General features: G+C 32.1%; 18 protein-coding genes and 1 tRNA gene. 8 read left to right on the forward strand and 11 right to left on the reverse strand.

Features of this window, described 5'->3' with window-relative positions; all coding sequences use genetic code 11:
• The first annotated feature begins 58 nt into the window (after window positions 1-58).
• Entirely contained in the window at window positions 59-1,246 is a 1,188-nt protein-coding gene (locus ISP73_04430; protein ID MBL6657834.1) for a glycosyltransferase family 4 protein, read from the forward strand.
• Between the two features lie 95 nt (window positions 1,247-1,341).
• Here the strand turns inward: ISP73_04430 and ISP73_04435 are convergent, their stop codons facing one another.
• The 9 genes from ISP73_04435 to lpxK all read right to left on the reverse strand — a co-directional run bounded on the left by ISP73_04435 (window position 1,342) and on the right by lpxK (window position 13,167).
• Entirely contained in the window at window positions 1,342-2,811 is a 1,470-nt protein-coding gene (locus ISP73_04435; GenBank protein MBL6657835.1) for a polysaccharide biosynthesis C-terminal domain-containing protein, read from the reverse strand.
• Window positions 2,812-2,868: 57 nt separating this feature from the next.
• Window positions 2,869-4,158: a glycosyltransferase gene (locus ISP73_04440; protein ID MBL6657836.1), complete on the reverse strand. Its 1,290-nt coding sequence runs from the start codon at window positions 4,156-4,158 to the stop codon at window positions 2,869-2,871.
• Complete coding sequence (locus ISP73_04445) at window positions 4,158-6,545, reverse strand: YfhO family protein (GenBank protein MBL6657837.1); 2,388 nt, start codon at window positions 6,543-6,545, stop codon at window positions 4,158-4,160. Before ISP73_04445 ends, ISP73_04440 begins: the two co-directional genes overlap by 1 nt.
• A 12-nt stretch (window positions 6,546-6,557) precedes the next feature.
• Window positions 6,558-6,800, reverse strand: coding sequence for a DUF4834 domain-containing protein (locus ISP73_04450; GenBank protein ID MBL6657838.1), 243 nt, complete (start codon window positions 6,798-6,800; stop codon window positions 6,558-6,560).
• 3 nt (window positions 6,801-6,803) lie between these two features.
• On the reverse strand, window positions 6,804-9,653 hold the full coding sequence (gene carB, locus ISP73_04455; protein ID MBL6657839.1) for a carbamoyl-phosphate synthase large subunit: 2,850 nt from the start codon (window positions 9,651-9,653) through the stop codon (window positions 6,804-6,806).
• A gap of 153 nt (window positions 9,654-9,806) precedes the next feature.
• Window positions 9,807-9,965: a 50S ribosomal protein L34 gene (gene rpmH, locus ISP73_04460; GenBank protein ID MBL6657840.1), complete on the reverse strand. Its 159-nt coding sequence runs from the start codon at window positions 9,963-9,965 to the stop codon at window positions 9,807-9,809.
• Between the two features lie 71 nt (window positions 9,966-10,036).
• Window positions 10,037-11,371 (reverse strand): choice-of-anchor B family protein, encoded by a 1,335-nt coding sequence (locus tag ISP73_04465; protein ID MBL6657841.1) that lies wholly within the window; start codon window positions 11,369-11,371, stop codon window positions 10,037-10,039.
• Window position 11,372: 1 nt separating this feature from the next.
• Window positions 11,373-12,185 carry a purine-nucleoside phosphorylase gene (locus ISP73_04470; GenBank protein MBL6657842.1) on the reverse strand — a complete coding sequence of 271 codons (813 nt, stop codon included), beginning with the start codon at window positions 12,183-12,185 and terminating at the stop codon, window positions 11,373-11,375.
• Window positions 12,142-13,167 carry a tetraacyldisaccharide 4'-kinase gene (lpxK, locus tag ISP73_04475; protein ID MBL6657843.1) on the reverse strand — a complete coding sequence of 342 codons (1,026 nt, stop codon included), beginning with the start codon at window positions 13,165-13,167 and terminating at the stop codon, window positions 12,142-12,144. Before lpxK ends, ISP73_04470 begins: the two co-directional genes overlap by 44 nt.
• A 99-nt stretch (window positions 13,168-13,266) precedes the next feature.
• Here lpxK and ISP73_04480 point away from each other — a divergent pair, with 99 nt between their 5' ends.
• From ISP73_04480 to ISP73_04490, 3 genes are read left to right on the forward strand one after another with little or no spacing between them, the layout of a single operon-like run.
• Window positions 13,267-14,364 (forward strand): Nif3-like dinuclear metal center hexameric protein, encoded by a 1,098-nt coding sequence (locus ISP73_04480; protein ID MBL6657844.1) that lies wholly within the window; start codon window positions 13,267-13,269, stop codon window positions 14,362-14,364.
• Window positions 14,364-15,128, forward strand: a complete 765-nt coding sequence (locus tag ISP73_04485) for a hypothetical protein (protein MBL6657845.1) — start codon at window positions 14,364-14,366, stop codon at window positions 15,126-15,128. Before ISP73_04480 ends, ISP73_04485 begins: the two co-directional genes overlap by 1 nt.
• A 55-nt stretch (window positions 15,129-15,183) precedes the next feature.
• On the forward strand, window positions 15,184-16,659 hold the full coding sequence (locus tag ISP73_04490) for a tetratricopeptide repeat protein (GenBank protein ID MBL6657846.1): 1,476 nt from the start codon (window positions 15,184-15,186) through the stop codon (window positions 16,657-16,659).
• Here ISP73_04490 and ISP73_04495 read toward each other — a convergent pair.
• Together ISP73_04495 and ISP73_04500 are read right to left on the reverse strand one after the other, a co-directional pair.
• Window positions 16,656-18,131: an outer membrane protein transport protein gene (locus ISP73_04495; protein MBL6657847.1), complete on the reverse strand. Its 1,476-nt coding sequence runs from the start codon at window positions 18,129-18,131 to the stop codon at window positions 16,656-16,658. The two genes, ISP73_04490 and ISP73_04495, sit on opposite strands and share 4 nt — an antisense overlap.
• Window positions 18,132-18,138: 7 nt before the next feature.
• On the reverse strand, window positions 18,139-19,179 hold the full coding sequence (locus ISP73_04500) for a hypothetical protein (GenBank protein ID MBL6657848.1): 1,041 nt from the start codon (window positions 19,177-19,179) through the stop codon (window positions 18,139-18,141).
• A 118-nt stretch (window positions 19,180-19,297) separates the two neighbouring features.
• Between ISP73_04500 and ISP73_04505 the strand changes: the two genes are divergently transcribed.
• The 4 genes from ISP73_04505 (at window position 19,298) to ISP73_04520 (ending at window position 22,492) form a co-directional block, all read left to right on the forward strand.
• A complete protein-coding gene (locus ISP73_04505) occupies window positions 19,298-20,773 on the forward strand; it encodes a proline--tRNA ligase (protein ID MBL6657849.1) in 1,476 nt (491 codons plus the stop codon).
• Complete coding sequence (locus tag ISP73_04510; GenBank protein ID MBL6657850.1) at window positions 20,774-21,445, forward strand: hypothetical protein; 672 nt, start codon at window positions 20,774-20,776, stop codon at window positions 21,443-21,445.
• 81 nt (window positions 21,446-21,526) lie between these two features.
• Window positions 21,527-21,598 (forward strand) — tRNA-Glu (locus ISP73_04515).
• Between the two features lie 84 nt (window positions 21,599-21,682).
• Entirely contained in the window at window positions 21,683-22,492 is an 810-nt protein-coding gene (locus ISP73_04520) for a hypothetical protein (GenBank protein MBL6657851.1), read from the forward strand.
• Window positions 22,493-22,494: the final 2 nt, after the last annotated feature.

Here is a 22,494-nt window from a genome sequence, read left to right on the forward strand (position 1 = left end):
ACTAGAAAACGCCATGAAAAGCGCATGGAAATGGGAACTTAAAAAGAGTTATTAAAATATGACAAATAAAAATGTCGGCATTATTTTAGATAAAGATTTTTATTCAGATATCAGAGTAAAAAAAGAAGCAGATATATTGATCAATAATGGTTTTAATGTATTTATACTATGCTATAATTTTACTGACTACGACTATAGTTCGTCTAAGCATATTAAAGTAACAGTCTTTAAACTGAGTAAAAAAATTAGAAATATTTTATTTTTTCTTTTTCAAAGACTACCTATTTACGAATATATTTGGACTAAGAAAATTCATAAATTTATACTGAAAAATTCGATAGATACTATTCATGCTCATGATTTGTATATGTCAAAATGTGCTCGAAAAGCAATTCAATCTTCAAATAAAAAAATTGATCTGATCCTTGATTTACATGAAAATTATCCAGTAGCTATTAACTCCTATAATTGGACAAAAGGTAGTATTAGAGCTTTTTTAGCAAAAACTACTAATTGGTATAAAAAAGAAAAAGAATATTTATCATATGCAGATAAAATTATAGTTTTATCAGACTTTTTTAAACAATCACTTGTAAGTAGATATCCAAGCATAAATCCGAAAACTATTTACTCATTCGATAATTCTATTGATTTAAAAAAATTTGAGTCCTTTACAATTAAAAAACTACCATCTAAAAAAAGAACTACACTCTTTTATTTTGGTGTTATTGGTCAAAGAAGAGGAGTTTTTACTTTATTATCAGTTTTTAAAAAAGCTATAGAGAAAGGTTTAATGGTTAATCTTCTGTTTATTGGCCCTGTAGATAAATCAGATAAAAAGAAATTCGAAGAATTGACATCAAACCCATCTATAAAAGAATTCATTGATTATATTCCTTGGATTGAATTATCTGAACTCCCATCATATCTAAATATAATTGATATTTGCGTATGTCCATTAATTAAAAATGCTCAACATGAATCAGGAATAGCCAATAAAATTTTTCAATATCTTTTTGGAGGTAAGGCTATAATAGCATCTAATTGTCTACCACAACAACAACTAATTCAGAGTTATAATTGTGGTCTAATTTTCTCTAATGAAAATGAATTTTTAACAAGTATAGAAAAGCTTGAAAATGATAAATCATTAAGGTATAAAATGGGGTCAAACGGAAAAAAAATGCTATATCATAATTACAATAATCAAAAACAAGAAGAAATTTTGATTGAAATTTTTAAATAACTTTTTAAAATAAATTCAAAAATTTTAAAATAATATATGCCTAAGTGAATGTTGAGTAATCATCACATTAAATAAAAACACTTTAAAAAAATATATTAACGAAATAGTTTATAAATTTTCAATATTAGATTCTTATAAAAATCATTAATATCATTAGAAATTTTCATGCTAATGACAAGCGGAATAAATATTGATAATACTAGTATAGTTTTAAGAATTACTGATAAAATACTATTGTCAATCATAGGCGTAAGCTGGATTATAAAATAAACTAAAACTGAAATTAAAAAGAGCTTAATTGACTGAAAATCAAAGGGCTGAATTTTTATTTTAACATAAATATAGATAAGCTTTATAATATTATGAATAATTATTGAAAGTAAACTAGCTAAGGCTGCTCCATCAATTCCCATCTTTGGTATAAGTAAGATATTGGTAATTACAACAAAAGTTAACAAAACAACATTAAATAGAAGATCTGCCTTAAAATATTTAGAATTTATAATTATTAATCCATTTAAACCGCAAGCGAGATTTACAACCTGAGAAAGCCCTATAAATAATACTACATATTTACCAGATTGAAATTTCTCAGGAAGAATATGTAAAATGTCATCAATATTTAACCATATAAGTAAAAACATAAGACTGCTAATTATCAATAGATTGATTGATGTTTTCTTATAGATTTCTAAAACCTTATCCAATCTATTTTCTTTGAATGCTGATGCAATCAAAGGTGAAGATATGGATGTAACTGACCTGGCAGGAACTTTTATCACACTGCCTATAAAAAAAGCTAGTCCATAAAAAGCAACATATTCTAAGTTTAGATAATACTCTATCATTATTATATCGACTCTTGAAACTAAGATTGCCGCTCCAGATCCTAAAATTACATATAGACCATATCTTAATAATTCTCTTACCTCATGCCAATTCCAGCTTATTAGAACAGGAATACGCTTTTCAACAATTTGTATAAAAAATAATATAATAAGCTTTAAACAGTAAGAAGCAACATATAGATAAATAAAAAGTTTGAAGTCAATTAGTTTAAAATGATAAACCAATAGTAGTAGAAAGGTAATTAGTCGAATCAAAACATCATTTAGAAAAATTGGAGTAGATGAATCCAAATGAGATCTTGAAATACTATTAAGTAAATCAAAAAATATTGTGCTAAAAACAAGAACAACTACTAGAAAAAAATATTCCAATAATAATGGATTATCACTTATATAGTCAATATATAAAGGTTTAAAACTAAAAAAGACTATTAAAAACAATAAAAAACCTATAAGTGTAAGAGTAAAAGAAAAAGAAATAAGCTTTGCTTTATCTTTAAAAATAGGAAAGTAACGAATTAAAATATGTGGGGTTCCTATATGAGAAAAAGATGATATAATAATAGAATAGGAAACTAATAATTGAAGTAAACCCCAATATTGAGGATTTTCAACAAACACAAAAGGAAAGACAAGAATAGTATTTATAGCTCCAATGATTATCCCAATGTAGAGATTTATTGAATTTTTAATACTTTGAGTTCTTATAATTCCCATTAAAGCAAATGTAAAAGATTTAATTTAGTCGAATAGAACAAAATTAAGGATAAGTGGTTAATCAGAAATACTATTTAATTGTTCTACTAATAATCCAGTGAGTGTCTTTCTACTAAAGGCGTTTATTTTATCATTTACTGAAACACTAGAGGTATTATCTTTCCAATGTGTATATGCACAAAGGATTTGGCGTTTCATTTCATCATAATCGCCATAATCAATCATTTTATTGTTTCCAGATTCTGAAATAACATCAGATGCATTACCAATTGGACCAATAGATAAGATAGGCTTAGATGTTGCCAAATATTCAAATAGTTTACCTGTAATTATAAGGTGATTTCTTACCGAATTAGGAATTATGAGTAAAAGTAAAGAGGAGTTTAATATTCTATCAATAGCATTATTGTGTGGAAGAAAAGCTTCAATTTTAAGTGAATTGGATAAACCGTATTCATTAAGACTACTTATAATTTGTTTATCAATATTTCCAACAAAATTTAGGATAAGGTGTTCTTTAAAACTTGAGTCTTCAGCACTTAAATCTTTTAAGCATTTCCATAGTGTTTCAGTGTTTTGACTTGGAAAAAAATTACCGGTATATGTAATGGTAAATTTGGAAGAACGACTTGACTCTTTGGTTTTAAAATCATCTTCATCAAAGCCATTGTAAATAGTACAAATATTATTGGCTCTATCTTTAAACTCATCATTCATTCCCTTACTTACTACAGTGATTAAATCGGCAGATTTTAGAACTAAATCTTCAAGGTACTTATCCTTTTTTTGTGTAGATTTTGTTCTAGGAAAAAACGTATTATAAAAAACAGTAGTCCATGGATCACGCATATCCGCTAGCCATGGTAAATGTGTTTTTTCTTTTAGGTACTGACCTATTAAATGAGTACTATGTGGTGGCCCTGTAGTTATAATAGTATCAATAGATTCCTTTTTAATTATTTCTTCTGCTTTTTTACAAGCAAATCTATACCACCCTTTTCTGGCATCTGGAATAAAGAAATTAGCTCGTATATATATCAATAATTTTTGTAGAAATGTATCTTCTTTTTGATGCCCTATTGAAGATGTTGGTATATCACCTTTTTTGCTAGAAAACATTGAATAAAACCTAAAAGGTTCAAATGTTTTAGTTTTAAAGACTTTGACCCCATTAGGTATATCATTTAATAATGATTCATCATATGCGGAATATGTTCCATTTTCTACTGTTAAAATAACAGGCTCCCAACCAAAATCTCTCAAATACTTACTAAACTTAAGAAAACGCTGAACACCAGAACCTGATGCTGGTGGCCAATAGTAAGTTATGATGAGAACTTTTTTCATTAAACTTTAAGTTCTCTGTAGAATACTCCAATTAAAAATAATAACAAAATTAGAGAAGATGCTAATGAAATATTCTCACCCAAATAATGAGTCTTAGGCTCAAATTTGAAATCAATAGTGTGCTTTCCTGCTGGAATTGTCATTGCTCTTAAAACATAATTTGCTCTTACATGAGAAACTATTTTACCATCAATATAAGCATTCCACCCTTTATCGTAAAAGATTTCAGAGAAAACAGCAAATTGCTCTTTTGTTGAAGAAGATTCGTAGCTTAGGTGGTTTGCTTTATAGCTAGTTAGATTAATACTTGCAGTACTGTCTATACTAATGTTTTGAGGTGTATCAAATCTATCGTCAACTATTACTTGATTAGCGGTATTAATCTGACCTAATGTTTCAATTTCTTTATCAGCATTTTCAACCTTAATGATGTCGTTTACAAACCATACATTTCCAAGCGCTCCAGAATTTAATTGAGCTACGGGTCCGTTTTGACCTTTAACGATAAAATACTTGGTGTTCAACATATTAAGCACCTGCATATTACCTTTTGAAATATGATTATCAATTAGCTCTTGATAACGTCTTAATTTTGCACCATGATAACCACCAATAGATTTATGAAAGTATGAAGTAGAAGCGTCGTTAAAAGGGCTAACAGTCGTATTATACACTCTAAAATTCGGATCAGTGTCTCTCAAAATTTGATTATCAGCGGTTGTTGGTGTATAAGGCTGAACGACCTTTCTTTTGGCTTTAAAATTATCATTGTTCAAGTAGCGTTTATTCACTACCCACATATCACCTAAAATCAAAATACCAATTATCAAAATTGTTGGTAATTTTTTGAGGGTATTTGACAAATAAAGCCATATAGACGTTCCAGCTAAAAGTATTAATATCAAAGAACGAAAAGCATCAGATTGAAATATTGATGCTCTATCCAATTGCAATGCATTACTTAAAGCATCTCCATATTGTTGATCATTTGGACCTGTGAAGTCAAAAAACATAGTTGGAGCAAGAGCAAATAATAAACATAAGCCTCCAGTGATAGCTAAAGAATATTTAAGTCCTTTTAAAACCTTCTTTGTTTTTCCCTCTTCAAGAATTTTATTCAATGCAAGGATTCCAAGGAAAGGCATTAAAAACTCAACAATCACTAATGTAGTTGAAACCGTTCTAAATTTATTGTAAGCTGGTATATAATCTAGAAAAAAGTCGGTTAGGGGCATAAAGTTCTTTCCCCAACCTAAGGTAAGCATCAGTAAAAATGAAATTACAATCCACCACCTTAAATAGCCATTAAATAGAAACAGACCCAAAACAAAAAGGAAACAAATTATCGCCCCAGCGTAAACAGGTCCAGAAGTAAAGGGTTGAGTTCCCCAATACAAGGGTAATTGCTTAATAATATTTTTAGCCTGACTTGATTGAGCACTATTCTTAAACAACTTATATGTTTCAGAGTCAGTGCCTAATTCACCTCCAGAAGCCCCACCATGAAAATTAGGAATTAAAAGCGTAAACGATTCCGCTTTACCATAACTCCATGCCATAGCGTAGTCTTTATCCAAACCTGAGGTTTTATTGTTTTGATTAGCAGTCAATTCAGATTTACCACGTATACTTTCTGCTCCATATTCCATTGTAGTCATCAACTTAGAAGAGCTCGTCAAAGCACCAATACCACCAGCTAATAGTAAAAAAGCAACTTGCTTAATAAATACAGGCATTGTTTTCTCCTTGAAAGCTTCTACGAGTTTTACTATACCAATTACAAATAAAAGCATAATAAGGTAGTATGTAATCTGAAAATGGTTTGCATTAACCATCAAAGCCGTAAAAAAGGCTGTTAATGCAGAACCCAATAGTAATCTTCCTCTAAATACCATTAGAACTGACGCAACAATGGGTGCCAAATAGCCAATTGCATGAGCCTTTGTGTTGTGACCTGCTTCAATAATGATAAAGAAATAGGAAGAAAAAGCAAATGCTATTGCTCCTAAAATTGCCAAACGATAATCAATTGATAATGTGACTAGAAGAAAATAAAAACCCAATAGATATAAAAAGACTATTCCAGCTGGTGCTGGAAGATATAACTTGAAAACATTTGAAAAATAACTTATTAAATTACTTTTGTGTAGTACAGAAATTTGATAAGCAGGCATTCCAGAAAACATTGAATTTGTCCATAATGGTTCCTCATCATATTCAGCTCTGTGCTGTACAATTTCTTCAGACATCCCTTTAAATTGTCGGATATCTTGTTGTTCAAGTTTTTTACCCTCTAGTACTGGAGAAAAATAGACTAAGGATATTAAGACAAAAACTGCAATAGCTGTAAAGTGTGGCAACAACTTTTTCCAATTCAATGCTTTCATAATAATAAGGATTTACTGATTGTCGTCAATTTCTTCAAAATCTACGTATTCACCAACTGATGAAGAAGATTTTTTACTTTTTGACTTTTTATCTTTCTTGATTGACACCTCACCTTCCTGTCGAGGTGGCTGATTAGGGTTCATATTTCGTTGAGCCCTATTAATCATGCTTTTCAAAAAAAGTGGTGCTAAAATTCGAGTCAGAAATCTAACTGAATAAAAGATAATTAGAATTAAAAAAATGGTTTTTAACATTTTTTATCGGCTTAAATAAAGACTTCTTTCAGAATATACTTTCTTGAAAAATGGGTCTTTCAAATCATCAATGAAATGTATCGCTTCTCCGGTAGACTTCATTTCAGGCCCCAACTCTTTATTCACATTAGGGAACTTATTGAACGAAAAGACTGGCACTTTAATTGCATACCCTTGCTTGAAAGGATTAAAATCAAAATCATTAACCTTTTTGTTACCTAGCATGACTTTTGTTGCGTAATTAACATATGGCTCTTTGTAGGCTTTAGCTATAAATGGAACCGTTCTTGATGCTCTAGGGTTGGCTTCGATAACGTAAACAACTTCATCTTTAATAGCAAATTGAATGTTAATCAGTCCAACTGTTTTCAGAGCAACTGCAATTTTGTTAGTGATATCAATCATTTGCTGACGTACATTATCACTTAAATCAAATGTAGGTAATACAGCATTGGAGTCGCCTGAATGTATACCACAAGGCTCAATATGCTCCATTATACCGATGATATAAACGTTTTCTCCATCACAGATGGCATCTGCCTCTGCTTCTATGGCATTATCTAAATAATGGTCTAAGAGTACTCTATTACCTGGAATATCTTTGAGTAAGTTTACGACATGGTGCTCTAATTCAGACTCATTAATGACAATCTTCATTCCTTGACCGCCTAGAACGTATGATGGTCTAACTAAGATTGGAAAGTTTAAATCTTTAGCTAATTCTAAAGCTTCTTCAGCAGTTTCTATAACTCCAAAATCTGGGAATGGAACATCATTATCTCTCAATAAGTTAGAGAATCGACCTCTGTCCTCAGCTAAATCGAGAGCCTCATAGCTAGTTCCCATTATTTTGATTCCATATCTTTCTAGTTTTTCAGCTAGTTTTAAAGCTGTCTGACCACCTAGCTGAACAATGACACCCTCGGGTTTTTCATGTTTGATGATATCATAAATGTGTTCCCAAAAAACAGGCTCAAAATAGAGCTTATCTGAAGTGTCAAAATCTGTTGAAACAGTCTCTGGATTACAGTTAATCATTATGGTTTCATAATCGCATTCTTTGGCTGCTAAAACACCATGAACACAACAATAATCAAACTCTATCCCCTGCCCTATCCTATTTGGACCAGAGCCCAGAACAATTATCTTTTTTCTGTCTGATGAAACACTTTCATTTTCGGAAAATGGCTTACCGCCTGCTAACTGCTTTTGGGATTCAAAAGTAGAGTAATAATAAGGGGTTTTAGCCTCAAACTCTGCAGCACAGGTATCAACCAGTTTATAGACTCTATTAATTCCAAAATCTGTACGCTTTTTGTAAACCTCACTTTCAAGACATCTTAGCAAATGTGCAATTTGTCTGTCAGCATAACCTTTCATTTTAGCTTGAAGCAGCAACTCTTCAGAAATGTTGTCAATGTGGTATTTCTCAATTTCCAACTCAAGCATTACAAGTTCTTCTAATTGTCTTAAGAACCAATAATCCATTTTGGTAATTTCATGAACAGTTTTTAAAGGAATACCTAGACGAATGGCGTCATATATTCTAAAAACCCTATCGCTACTTGCATGCTTCATAGCATGAAGGATATCGTCCTGATTAGTCCAGCTTTTACCGTCAGCGCCTAAACCATTTCGTTTAATTTCTAATGATTGACATGCTTTTTGTAGTGCTTCTTGAAATGAACGACCAATAGCCATTACCTCTCCAACAGATTTCATTTGTAAACCTAGCTCAGTATTAGCACCGTCAAATTTTTCGAAATTCCATCTTGGAATTTTAACTATAACATAATCCAAGGTTGGCTCAAAATAAGCTGATGTAGACTTAGTAATTTGATTATCTAATTCGTCGAGAGTATAACCAATTGCTAGTTTAGAAGCAATTTTTGCAATAGGATAACCTGTAGCTTTTGAAGCTAATGCTGATGAACGGGATACTCTTGGGTTAATTTCAATTGAAATAATATCTTCCTTTTCATCGGGTGATACAGCAAACTGAACGTTACAACCACCAGCAAAATCTCCAATAGCACGCATCATCTTGATGGCCATATCTCTCATCTTTTGATAAGTGGTATCAGATAAAGTCATTGCTGGAGCAACAGTAATCGAATCTCCAGTATGGATTCCCATTGGATCCATATTTTCTATTGAACAGATAATAATTACATTATCATTTTTATCTCTCAATAATTCAAGCTCATATTCTTTCCAGCCCAAAAGAGCTTTATCAATCATTACTTCATGAATTGGCGATGCAGCCATTCCTCTTTTTAGAAGATTATCGAAGTCTTTTGCCTCATGAACAAATGACGCTCCACTACCACCTAAGGTAAATGATGGCCTAATACATAGTGGGAAACCAAATTTTTGAGCAATTTCTTTTCCTTCTAGGTAAGAGGTAGCCGTTTGAGAAGGTGCACATGAAATCCCTATTGTTTCCATCAATTGCTTAAACTCTTCTCTGTCTTCGGTAATATTAATGGCATCAATGTCTACACCAATAATTCTAACTCCGTGTTTTTCCCAAATCCCTTTCTCATCAGCCTCAATACATAAATTCAGTGCCGTCTGACCACCCATTGTGGGAAGAACAGCGTCAATATCTCGCTCAGCGAGAATTTCTTCAATAGATTCAACTGTAAGTGGTTTTAAATACACATTGTCAGCAACTACTGGGTCTGTCATAATTGTTGCTGGATTGGAGTTTATAAGAGATACTTCTATTCCCTCCTCTTTTAAAGATCTGGCTGCCTGAGAGCCAGAATAATCAAATTCACAAGCTTGACCAATAACGATTGGACCACTTCCGATAATTAAAATGGATTTAATTGAATTGTCTTTGGGCATAATTTACAGTGTTTGTGCGAATGTAACCGATTTAAAAATAATGCTACAATTTTTGATTTCTAAACTATTAACAAAACTCTATGATTTTTTAACAGTAGGTTTAAAAAAAAGGTGTTGCAAATGCAACACCTTTAAACGTATCTTTATAAACGACTAGCGTTTATGTCTAGTTTCATCCGAAACTGTTAATTTTTTTCTTCCTTTTAATCTTCTACTAGCTAAAACTTTACGGCCATTAGCAGATTCCATTCTATCACGAAAACCGTGCTTGTTTCTTCTTTTTCTGTTAGAAGGCTGAAATGTTCTTTTCATTGTTAACTGTTTTTGAAATGGTCTGCAAATCTACAATCTTTTTTCTTTATTCAAAGAGAATTTTTAGAAGATTATTGGACTTGTATTTTATAAGTGGAGTATTTATTTTTGTTAGAAATCTTTAAAAGGTAAATTCCATTTGGTAATTCACTAGTGTTCAATATGAATTCATTTGACGAAAAACGTTCTGAAATAAGAATTTTACCAGTGTAATCTATTACTTCAAGATTTGCATCCATAGTATTATTAGACTGAATTCTAAGCATATCAGTACATGGGTTTGGAAAAACGGAGAACACTGAATCATTAAATTCAAAAGTATTAAGTGGGTTATCGTAATTTATATCAAAAATATATAAGCCCGTTTGCATATCAGAAATTAAAATTTTTCCTGAAGGCAAAAATGGATATACTCCCCAGGCACCCATATAGCTATCGTGATGGTCAGGCAAGAATGTATCGTAATACCCAATCAATATTGGATTAGAAGGATTTGAAATATCATGCACATACAAGCCGTCATGATAGTAAGCTGTATACAGATAATTACCATTGATTATCTGATTATGTGGAATGGAGTTTTCATCAACTTCAGAACCAAATAATGCTATGACTTCAATGTTCGAGAAATCAGTAATATCTAATATTTTCATTCTCATTCCCCATGTTTCATCTGCCATAGCGTAATACTTACCATCAGGGGTTAACCATCCAGAATGGTTATAACCTTGATCAGGATATGTTGGTAAACTTGCTAGCACTTCATGTTCTTGATTATCAATTGTAGTTTGTGAAAAATCGACTATTATAAATCCGCTATTTCCTCCATTAATGTATGCCGTATCGTTTAGCACATAGATATCATGACAACTTAAAAGTGAGGTATTGTACAAAAATTTAGGGTCTAAAGGGTCATCAAGGGTATAAATATCTCCATTAGTAGTATAAAGTTTTGCAGTAGCAGTATCAATGAAAATATTATGAGACCTTTCAAATAAATCTGAAGAGTCATAAACTAATGTAACTGAATCTGGCAAAGTGCTTAAATCGATAATCTGCAGAGAACTTGCCCCTTCGTCCGAAACAGCATAAAGAAAGTTATGAAAATCGTGATAATCTCTGTGTATAATTTCAGGTCCTTGAACTTTACCAGCTACAAAAGCAACTTCTGAAATAGTTTCAGTGGATGTTACATCAAAAATGTGCGTCCCAGCTGTAGAACCTATTATAGCATACTCTCTACTGTCTACTACTACACCCCATACTTCATTGTAAGTATTATCAAAAATTTCAGAGCCTACTAAAGAATCCACGTCCCAATGAAATAGGAGTTCAACATTTTCAGAAAGCTGTGAAAAAGAAAAACAAGGTATTAACACAAAAAATATTCTTAAAAGTAATTTCATTTTAGGAGATTGTTTTGATTAATTCTTCAATAATTAAAGTCAATTTTGGCTCAGCTACCTCTGCTACTTTTTGAATTTCTTCGTGGCTTACTTTTTTAATTTTACCTTCGATTCCTAGATCTGTAATTACGGATATTGCAAAGCAAGGAATCTGCATATGCCTTGCAACAATTACCTCAGGAACTGTAGACATACCTACGGTATCAGAGCCAATAATTCTAAGGTATTTATATTCGGCAGGCGTTTCAAGACATGGACCTGTTACTGCAGCATATACCCCTTCAAAAACTCTAATTCCGTTATCCTCACCAATTGATAAAGCTGTTTTTATCATTGTTTTATCATATGTATCGCTCATATCAGGAAAACGAACACCAAATTCATCAAGGTTTGGACCAATGAGTGGACTTGGAATTAAGTTAATATGATCATTAAGAATCATTAAATCTCCGACTTCATAATCTGGATTAACACCACCACTTGCATTAGAAATAATGAGATGTTCTATGCCAAGTTTTTTCATTACCCTAACTGGCATTGTTACTTCTTGAATGGAATAGCCTTCATAAAAATGAAAACGCCCTTGCATAGCTATAACATTAGTACCTGAAAGTTTTCCTAAAATTAATTTTCCTTTATGTCCTTCTACCGTTGAAAGGGGGAATTGTGGAATTTCATCATAAGGTATGGTCTGTTCTATGTCTATTTTCTTTACAAGACCTCCAAGTCCTGTACCTAAAATAATACCAACTTTTGGAGTAAAAGGAATTTTATTTTCTAGAAACTGTGTTATCGAGTCGATTCTGTTCAACATATTTTAAGATTAAGTCATCAAAATTAGTCTTTCCTTGAAATTTCACCTCAATTGGTAAAAAAGCAATGGGAAGACCTTCAAAGTAATTTTCAAAAATACCCAATCTAGCGGCATCTTTTTCTGTTGTCAAAATTAACTTTTCTTCTGATTCAATCTTTTTAAAACAGTCAATAATTTTTAAAATGTCTCTTTTTTTGTAATGATAATGGTCTCTATACTCAAAGTGTTCACACAGTTCGGCCTTTGAATTCACATAATCTAAAATCTTTTTCGATGATGCTATCCCCGTGAATAAAACAATTTTTTTGTTGTCAATCATTAATTCACCTTCTCCAAAGAGACGCTTTGGGGTTAAATACTCAATGTATGAGTAACATAATTTTTGATGAAAAAATGGTGCTATTTGTTCATTCAAACGGTATTCATCTAAAGGTAATAGTGGAAAAGGTGATTTTGTAACTACAATTATATCCGCCCTACTTGCACGTTTACTTGACTCTCTAAGATTTCCAAATGGAATTAAATGATCATTTATGAATAGGTTATCATAAGTAGTAAGTAATATATTTAGCCCTGGTTTTACCCATCGGTGTTGATACGCATCATCTAGAACTATTAACTCGCACTCTTCATGAATAATATTTTGAATACCAACATTTCTACTTTCAGAAACAGCTACTTTTACTTCAGGGAATTTTTTAAGCATTTGTAATGGCTCATCTCCTACATCTTTCACAAAAGAATCACTTTCCACCCATTTGAAGCCAGTAGTATCTCTTCCGTAACCTCTGCTTAATACGGCAACTTTTTTTCTGTTTTCCAATAACTTAATTATGTATTCAACATGTGGTGATTTACCACTTCCTCCCGTACACAAATTACCAACTGAAATAATTGGAACAGAATATTCTCTAGAAGAAAACAAGCCTAAATCAAAAAACAAATTTCGGAAGTATACAAAGATTCCATAAAAAAGAGTCATAGGAAGAAGGAACAATCTTAGAAATGGCATATTTATATAAGGAAATAAATTTTCAGTTTGAACAAATATATAAATTAATTATATGTTATTTTTGGTTTTATGAAAATATATGAGATTATCAATCATCTGGAATCAATTGCACCGCTCAGTATACAAGAAAATTACGATAATTCTGGCTTGATTGTTGGAGATAAAAGTAAGAATGTAAATACAGCTTTGATAAGTTTAGATTGTACCGAAAAAGTTGTTGAAGAAGCCATAAATAAAAATTGCGAACTTATAATTGCTCATCACCCTATTGTTTTTGAAGGCTTAAAAAAAATAACTGGCTCGAATTATATCGAACGTACTTTACTAAAAGCCATAAAAAACAATATTGCTATTTATGCTATCCACACCAATTTAGACAACATTAAGGACGGGGTTAATGGAGCTATAGCTAATAAATTAGGATTAGTTAACACAAAAATACTTAGGACTAAATCATCCTTCATAAAAAAACTTTCTGTCTATTGCCCAACAGAATCAGAACAAAGACTAAAGGAAAAATTGTGGGAATCTGGAGCTGGAAATATTGGAAATTATAGCCAATGTAGTTTCAGAAGTGAAGGGACTGGAACGTTTAAAGGAAATGATGACAGTAATCCATCAATTGGCACTAAAAATGCTCTGCACAAAGAGAACGAAGTTAAAATTGAAATGATTCTGCCTTCATATTTGGAACATAAAATCCTTTCAGCAATGTTCGAAAATCATCCTTATGAAGAAGTGTCATATGAAATTTTCACTCTAGAAAATAAAAATCAAAACATTGGTTCAGGCATATATGGTTCTCTACCAAAATCTATGAAAAGTGAAGCATTTTTGAAGTTTATAAAAAAAGTAATGAATACCGATTGCATCAGACACACTGAAGTGTGCAAAGAAAACATTCAAACAATAGCAATTTGTGGTGGTTCTGGCTCATTTTTACTAGAGGATGCAAAAAGAATTAGCGCAGATATTTTCATCAGTTCAGATTTTAAATATCATCAATTTTTTGATGCCGATAATGAAATAATTATAGCCGATATTGGACATTATGAAAGTGAACAATTCACCAAAGAGCTTATTAGTGATATTCTTAAGAAAAAATTTACTAAGTTTGCCACCCGTTTATCAAGTGTAAATACGAACCCTATCAATTATTTGAAATAATGGCAAAAAAGAAAGCTGTAACAACAGAATTTTCAGTTGAAGACAAACTACAAGCATTACATAAATTACAATCCATCGATTCAGAGATTGACAAGATAAGAACTGTCAGAGGTGAGTTGCCTCTTGAAGTTCAAGATTTAGAAGATGATTTAAAAGGTCTGGAGACAAGAATCGAAAAGATTGACGCAGACATAGCCGATAAAGAAAGCTTTATTTCTAAAAGAAAATTAGCTATCAAAGAAGCTGAAGAGCTTGTAAAAAAGTACAATAAGCAACTTGAAAGCATAAAAAATAATCGTGAGTACGATTCTTTAAGTAAGGAAATCGAATTTCAAAACTTAGAAATTGAACTTGCTAACAAAAAAATAAAAGATAATCTTTCTAAAATTGAGTTCTTAAACGAAACGAAAGCCAGTTCAACTGAGCAATACAACGAAAGAAAAGACATCTTTGAAGAAAAGAAGAAAGAGTTAGATACTATCGTTTCTGAAACAGAAAAAGACGAAAAAAGCTTATTGAAGCAATCTGATGCTGCCGAAAAAGTAGTAGACGAACGTTTATTATCAGCTTACAAAAGAATTAGAACTAATTCCAGAAATGGTTTGGCAGTAGTATCTGTTGATAGAGACGCTTGTGGTGGTTGTTTTAGTAAAATCCCTCCACAGAGACAGTTAGATATCAAAGCACATAAAAAAGTGATTGTGTGTGAACATTGTGGAAGAATCTTAATCGATTCTCAAATGTTTGAATCAGAAAAGGCATAATTTATTTTTTAAACTAAATTTGTAGGGATTCTAATTATAGAATCCCTTTTTTTTTATGCGATTTACTTTAATTACCATATTTCATATTCTAATATTCCAATCGGCTTACGCTAGTTTTGACTGGAATTCAAACTGTAAAGAAGCATACACCAACACTATTCAGCTAAAGTTTGATAAAGCACAGCGTATTTTAGATAACGAGCGAAAACTTAACACTAGTAATTCTTTAGTCTATCTTATTGAAAACTATGCTGACTATCTTAAAATTCAGATCAGTGAAGAAAAAAATGAATTTGATAAATTAAAATCTCTGAAAGACAGCCGTTTATCAAAAATTGAAGAGGACAAATCAGAATCTCCTTGGAAATTATATTCTGAAGCAGAAATTCATTTACAATGGGCAGCAAATCGACTCAAGTTTGCAGAATACTTTACGGCAGCTTATGAAATCAACAAAGCCTACCGAATTCTAATAGAAAATGACAAAAAATACCCTGACTTTTTACCCAATAAAAAAAGTCTAAGCATGTTGTATTCTCTCATAGGAAGTGTACCTAAGCATTACAATTGGATTTTGTCCATTATTGGTATGGAAGGGAATTTAGACAACGGTTTAAATCTTATGAGAAATACTATTAATGAAATGAAAAATGATCCATCATTTTCATCTATGGTTGAAGAAACATACTTTTTATACGCTTTTCTAAAAATGAATTTAGACAACAACCAAAATGATTTGAAAAGCCTTTTGAAAGAAATTGAAAACAGCGACTATATTCTTCTAAATTTCGCAGCTAGTCGAATTGCCACAAAGTTAGGTCAGAATGATTTATCCATCAGTATTCTTGAAAACAGAATAAAAGGATCAGACTACTATCCTTTTCATTATTTAGACTATTTAATCGCTGTTGGAAAACAAAATAAACTTGACTCAGACTGTATTAAATTCTTTGAAGACTACATTCAAAATTTTAGTGGTATGAATTATAAAAAATCTGCCTTGATGAAAATAAGTTGGCAGTATTTAATTGAGGGGGATGAAGTCAATTTCAAGAAATATAGAAATAAAATCAATGATGTTGGAGGACTGTATGTTGGGGCTGATAAAGAAGCACAAGATTTTTACAATAAAGAACTGATTCCTTATAAAGAACTGCTTAAAGCAAGGTTGTATTTTGATGGTGGATATTATGAAAACTCATTACAAGAGATGGGTGCCATTAACAAACAGCTATTACAACAAGATTTACAAAACACTTTAGAATTTCACTACCGAAAAGCTAGAGTTTACGAAAAGTTAGAAAATACTTTTGAAGCTATTCATTTTTATAAACAAACAATTGAAAAAGATAAAGGTGAAAACTTCTATTTCTCTGCTAAATCTGCTTTACAGTTGGGTTTAATCTATGAGAAAAAAGGAGATAAACAACTAGCTTCGAAATACTTTCAACGTTGTATTGAAATGAAAAATCATTTGTACGAACAAAGTCTAAATCAAAAAGCAAAAGCTGGACTTGAACGCCTCAACTAAAACTTCCAACCCATAGTAAAAATCAAACTGTAAGATGTGTTTGTGGTTTTATGAGCAGGTTCAAATACAGTACTATATAGTGATTGACCTTCTGAATATTCCGAAAATACATAGGCTAAATCTATATATCTGTACTTCCCACGCTTGCCAATACCAATGGTGTAAGATGTCTTTTCATTTCGAAATTCATCAATAGAGCCTACCATTTCATCACTGACTAGAGGATTTTGATAATATGAATACCCTCCTCTTATTAAAATAGGCGAAAGATTTAACTCTGCACCTAGTCTAGTATTTACCACATCTGTATAGTGATTTGAAATAATGTTTTCTTGATTGCTAAAATAGTCATAGGCATCGCCATTTAACTGCATTGTAGAATAATCAACAAACTCAACATCGGCACTCAATAAAAGCTTATCAAGAATCAATGCTGCACTACCTATGACTTTCATTGGTGTAACTATTTCATAATCGTAAATCCCATAAGGCGATGTATAAGAATAAGCATAATCACTGTCATTTAGACTGTGTTGAGTCCTCATAGTCATTTCCCACTCATCGTGCATATCATTAAGTGTTGGAGAATGCCAAGCTAATCCTATTCTGAAATTATCATTGGCTCTATATATTGCCCCTAGCTTTAAATTAATACCACTTCCAGTAGTCATTTGATTTTCATAAACATCAAAAGATTGGACAGTAGAGTTAGTATCGGCAAAATTACGCTCGTTGTATCTTGTCTTTTTTTGGTAATTAATATTTGTAAGTCCTATTGTACCTCCCAAATAAATCTTCTCTTGATATGAGCCAGCATAACTAATAGCAAACTCACCCATCGAGCCAGAAATACTTGTTTGATTGAACTGATCTTGACCCTTTTCAACCTCTCTAAAATAGTTTCCATCATCAATCCAACCATTAGAGTCCGTTTGCAAGTCGATTAAGTCTGTATCAAAAGCACCTAACTCAAAAAATGGATCTAAATCATCAAGCATGTAACCCATAGCTGAAGCTAAATACACATCTACTAAAGATGAATTTGAGTTGTAAGCACTTTGAATAGTATTAGAGCGAAATACCTTTGTAGTATTGTAAGCAAAGCCAAGATTTGTTCTTCTCCAATCTGAATCCTTATTGGCAGTAAGTGGAGCAACAAAACCAACAGACGGTAAATTAAAGTTGCCACTACTATTTATAATTTTATTACCCTTGTAATAAGATGTCATATCCCGACCAGAAAGGTTTAATGAATAAGCAAAATCATAGGATTGATAGACGCCTAAACCTGCTGGGTTAGTGCTCAAAACAGAAATATCTGCACCCAAAGCACCAAAGGCATTTGCCATTGCTGCAGTTCGAGCAGTTCCAATAACATCTGATTCAGAGAAAAACAAAGCATCTTGATGCGTTTGTGCGTTCACAGTTAAAGCTGCACTTATCAAAAATATACTGAGAATGTTTTTAGTCATAACTTAATTATCTTGGTCTTCTACCACTACTCCCACTTCTTGGTGAAGAGCTTCTAGGAGATGAATTAAAAGAGGGTTTTGAGTATGTTTTATTACTAGATGGTGTTTTTATTGAATTATCTTCAAAGGGTTTTTTAGTTTTTGAAGGTATGTTGTAAGCAGGTTTATTGTAAGAGGGCTTACTGTATGACGGCTTGGAATAGGTTGGCTTGTTATTTTGAGGTTGCTTGTTTGTATTTACAGATTGGTTAATAACAGGCTTAGAAAACGAATTGTTAACATTTGTATTGGTATTCACAGAATTGTTAATTTTATTTGACGTTGGTCTTCTATTTCCAAATTCTGTAGTTTGCTGGACGTTATAATTAGGTTTTTTATTCTCTTCAAAATTTTCTTTAGAAATCGTTTGAGGTTTTCTATTTTTAACTTCCTCCCTATATAGTGAAGCAAATCTCTCAGGCGTTTTATTTTTATTATTCTCTCTAGGACCATAATAAATACTATTATTATCATAAGAGTTATAATATGTTGGAGCATAAGCTAACAAACCACCATGATGTCCGTGATAACCGTGGTATCCATAATGAGCATAATGATGATGATGATAAAAAGGGTGGTAATAAAATGGACTGTAAGAATAACTGTGGTAAAATGGATCATAATAGAATGGATCCCAAAAGTTATAACCGTAGTAAATACTTACACCACAGTGCAATGGATTACTTGAGTACCAAAAAGAATTAGTGTAGTAATTGTTGTAATAGCTAAAACCAAAGCTTGGACCATGAAAACGTCTAATACGTGAGGAGTACTGATAATCGTAATAATCATCAGAAGCATACTCATCAACATAGTTCTCCTCTGAAAATTCTTCCTCAGCTACTTCTTCTTCAAGTCTAATTTCAGTAGTTTCTTGCTCGGCAACTTCAGCATAATTATCAGATGTATAATAAATTTCATCTTTAAAACCTGATGAAGTTGTTTCAATAGTAATGCAGGATGAAAAAATTAAGATGAGTGAAAATAAAATAAGGAATGGACTTTTCATAATGTATTTATTTAATGATAGCGAGTCTTTGAATGCTTATTCGCTAAAAAGTTTAATTTTGTCATACTTATAACGCACAATCAACTGTAAAATTACAAACAAACTTTCAATATAAAAAATGGCAAAAAATTTCACTAGTCGAGCTGAGGATTACTCGAAATGGTACAATGAGTTAGTAGTTAAAGCAGATTTGGCTGAAAATTCAGGTGTGAGAGGATGTATGGTTATCAAGCCTTATGGCTTCGCCATTTGGGAAAAAATGCAAAGTGAATTGGATAGAATGTTTAAAGAAACTGGACACTCCAATGCCTATTTCCCTTTATTCATTCCAAAGTCCTATTTAAGTAAAGAAGCCGAACACGTAGAAGGATTTGCTAAGGAATGTGCTGTTGTAACGCATTATAGATTAAAGAATAGTGAAGATGGTAAATCCGTTGTTGTAGACCCAGATGCAAAGCTGGATGAGGAGTTAATCGTTCGACCAACATCAGAAACAATCATTTGGGATACGTATAGAAAGTGGATACAATCTTACAGAGACCTCCCTATTTTGGTAAATCAATGGGCCAATGTAGTTCGTTGGGAAATGAGAACTCGCTTATTCTTAAGAACAGCTGAATTCTTATGGCAAGAAGGGCACACAGCACACGCTACAAAGCAAGAGGCTATTGAAGAAACAGAGCAAATGATTGAAGTCTATGCACGTTTTGCAGAAGACTTTATGTCAATGCCTGTTATTAAAGGCTTAAAAAGTGCTAATGAACGCTTTGCAGGTGCTTTGGAAACCTATTGTATAGAATCACTAATGCAAGATGGTAAAGCTCTACAAGCTGGAACATCACACTTCTTAGGGCAAAATTTTGCTAAAGCCTTCGAGGTAAAGTTTACGAGCAAGGAAGGAAAACAAGAATACGTTTGGGCAACCTCTTGGGGAGTTTCGACTCGATTAATGGGAGCACTTGTTATGACGCATTCTGATGACCATGGTCTGGTACTTCCTCCTAAACTCGCTCCTTTTCAAGTCGTTATTGTACCAATATACAAAGGAGAAGAGCAGTTAAGTACTATAAGCGAAAAAGCTAAAGCTATAAAAAAGGAATTAGAAAAAGTAGGTGTTAGCGTAAAATATGATGATAGAGACACTCACAAGCCAGGCTGGAAATTTTCTGAATATGAATTTAAAGGAGTACCACTACGAATTGCGATTGGACCTAGAGATTTAGAAAACAATACCGTTGAATTGGCAAGAAGAGATACTCTTGAAAAAGAGGTCGTTAGCATGGATGATTTAACTAACAAGGTAGAACATTTATTAGAAAAAATTCAAGAAACATTACTGTTGAAAGCTCAACAGTTTAGAGATGATAATACACATCATGCTCAAGATTGGGAACATTTTAAAGAATTGATGTCGAAAGATTCAGGCTTTGTATATGCCCATTGGGATGGTACTCCAGAAACCGAACAAAAAATTAAAGAGGAAACCAAAGCAACCATTCGTTGTATTCCATTAAATAATACTAAAGAGGAAGGAGAATGTATATATAGTAAAAACCCATCCTCTCAAAAGGTAATTTTTGCTAAAGCTTACTAAATGGATAGTTCAAAAAAAATTATCGATAAACTGAGTAAAAAAGCGGCTACTAAGCAGGAGGTGTATAGAGTAAGTAAGTCTGCTTTTAACTCATTGAAAGAAGTGGCAAAAGAACTTTCTGATGATTTGGAGAGTCAAATCTCTACTATTGACAAAAACGTTGAAGTCAAATATACAGACAAAGGCGAGTTTGAAATTGAAATAAAATTCTCTGGGGACACTCTCATTTTTCACATGCACACCAATACATTTTCCTTTGACAAAACCCATCAAATATGGAATTCAAATTATGTAAAAGAAGACAAATACCGTGCATATTGTGGGGTTATAAACGTTTATAATTTCTTAAGTGATAGTTTCAAATACCATAGAGAAAATGATTTAGGCTTTTTGCTAGGGCGTATTTTCATCAACAAAGAACAACACTTCTTTACGGATGGTACTAATAAAATGGGCTTCCTTTACAATGATTTTGAACATTCTGTCTTAAATAAAGACATCCTAAAAACCATAATTGAAGAATTAATGCTAACTTCTATGGATTTTGAGCTCCTCACTCCTCCTTTTAAAGATGTTCAGGTAGTAAGTGTTCATCAAGTAATAGAAATGAGCAAGAAAATGAAGCTAAAAACCTCCAAAAAATTAGGTTACAGGTTCAACAGTGAAAAATAATTTCATTTTTTTTCTTAACCTCTTTGTGAAATTGTAAAAGATATTATATTTGCACTCGCCTTTTTTAAGGACTAACACACTGGCCCCTTCGTCTAGTGGTTAGGACGCCAGGTTTTCATCCTGGAAACAGGAGTTCGATTCTCCTAGGGGCTGCAAAACCCACTCTGCATTAAGAGTGGGTTTTTTTTTGCCTAATAATGAGATTGATGTAACTTGCATTTTCCTTAACACGTTCAAATGAAGTTTGTTTATAAAAGCATTCTGTTGTTTTTTTGCTTGTCTTTGTTCTTCTTTTTACCTCAAAATAAAGAGCAAAGTATGCCCTCTCCTATTGATAATACTTTCTTTGCACACAGAGGACTACCGCATTTGGCAGAAAACAGTCAGGAAGGATTTGAACAATCCAAATCGTTTGGATTTACTGCACTAGAAATAGACATTAACTATACCAAAGACCATAAATTAGTATTGATATATGACAATAACCTTAAGAGGTTGTTGGGCATTAACAAAGAAATTAGTGACGTAAATTGGCAAGATATAGAAAGTCTAAATATTATTCACAAAGGAAGGATAAGCACAAATAATGTGTTAACATTGGAGGGCTTTGTTCGAAAAGACTACGATTTTCAAACGGTTTACCTTGATTTTAAAACCACTTCAAAAAGCATTGCAGACAGCCTATTGTATCTCATGGAAAAGCACAATACTTACGACCGTTTTTTAGTGGCAGACGCAAATATTCTATTTTTAAGTTATTTAAAGTTTAAGAATCCTAATGTTCAAACTGTTTTGGAAGGTTTTAATAAGGGAAAAGAATGGACCTACTCACTTATTCCACAAGCCGTTGAACCTAACTATATAGCAAGTTTCTATTCTGAAGTTGACGAATCGCATATTGATTTCCTAAAAAAAGAGAACTTATTAGAAAGAAAAATCGTTTATGGTATTGATAAGGGTAATTTCAAAGAAGCTATTGAAATGGGGTTACAACACCTTATTATTGATTTTGATGAAAGTATATCACCTTATATGTTTAAAAATTAAAC

This window comes from Flavobacteriales bacterium (assembly GCA_016779935.1).
Taxonomy (GTDB): domain Bacteria; phylum Bacteroidota; class Bacteroidia; order Flavobacteriales; family UBA7312.

Excerpts from the sequence above, each read along its gene's own strand:
- carB (MBL6657839.1), bottom strand. The coding sequence starts at position 9,653 with ATGCCCAAAGACAATTCAATTAAATCCATTTTAATTATCGGAAGTGGT.
- ISP73_04520 (MBL6657851.1), top strand. The coding sequence starts at position 21,683 with ATGAAGTTTGTTTATAAAAGCATTCTGTTGTTTTTTTGCTTGTCTTTG.
- ISP73_04450 (MBL6657838.1), bottom strand. The coding sequence starts at position 6,800 with ATGTTAAAAACCATTTTTTTAATTCTAATTATCTTTTATTCAGTTAGA.
- ISP73_04485 (MBL6657845.1), top strand. The coding sequence starts at position 14,364 with ATGGCAAAAAAGAAAGCTGTAACAACAGAATTTTCAGTTGAAGACAAA.
- ISP73_04465 (MBL6657841.1), bottom strand. The coding sequence starts at position 11,371 with ATGAAATTACTTTTAAGAATATTTTTTGTGTTAATACCTTGTTTTTCT.
- ISP73_04505 (MBL6657849.1), top strand. The coding sequence starts at position 19,298 with ATGGCAAAAAATTTCACTAGTCGAGCTGAGGATTACTCGAAATGGTAC.
- ISP73_04500 (MBL6657848.1), bottom strand. The coding sequence starts at position 19,179 with ATGAAAAGTCCATTCCTTATTTTATTTTCACTCATCTTAATTTTTTCA.
- ISP73_04435 (MBL6657835.1), bottom strand. The coding sequence starts at position 2,811 with ATGGGAATTATAAGAACTCAAAGTATTAAAAATTCAATAAATCTCTAC.
- ISP73_04430 (MBL6657834.1), top strand. The coding sequence starts at position 59 with ATGACAAATAAAAATGTCGGCATTATTTTAGATAAAGATTTTTATTCA.
- ISP73_04445 (MBL6657837.1), bottom strand. The coding sequence starts at position 6,545 with ATGAAAGCATTGAATTGGAAAAAGTTGTTGCCACACTTTACAGCTATT.
- ISP73_04480 (MBL6657844.1), top strand. The coding sequence starts at position 13,267 with ATGAAAATATATGAGATTATCAATCATCTGGAATCAATTGCACCGCTC.
- ISP73_04470 (MBL6657842.1), bottom strand. The coding sequence starts at position 12,185 with ATGTTGAACAGAATCGACTCGATAACACAGTTTCTAGAAAATAAAATT.
- rpmH (MBL6657840.1), bottom strand. The coding sequence starts at position 9,965 with ATGAAAAGAACATTTCAGCCTTCTAACAGAAAAAGAAGAAACAAGCAC.
- ISP73_04440 (MBL6657836.1), bottom strand. The coding sequence starts at position 4,158 with ATGAAAAAAGTTCTCATCATAACTTACTATTGGCCACCAGCATCAGGT.
- ISP73_04490 (MBL6657846.1), top strand. The coding sequence starts at position 15,184 with ATGCGATTTACTTTAATTACCATATTTCATATTCTAATATTCCAATCG.
- ISP73_04510 (MBL6657850.1), top strand. The coding sequence starts at position 20,774 with ATGGATAGTTCAAAAAAAATTATCGATAAACTGAGTAAAAAAGCGGCT.
- lpxK (MBL6657843.1), bottom strand. The coding sequence starts at position 13,167 with ATGACTCTTTTTTATGGAATCTTTGTATACTTCCGAAATTTGTTTTTT.
- ISP73_04495 (MBL6657847.1), bottom strand. The coding sequence starts at position 18,131 with ATGACTAAAAACATTCTCAGTATATTTTTGATAAGTGCAGCTTTAACT.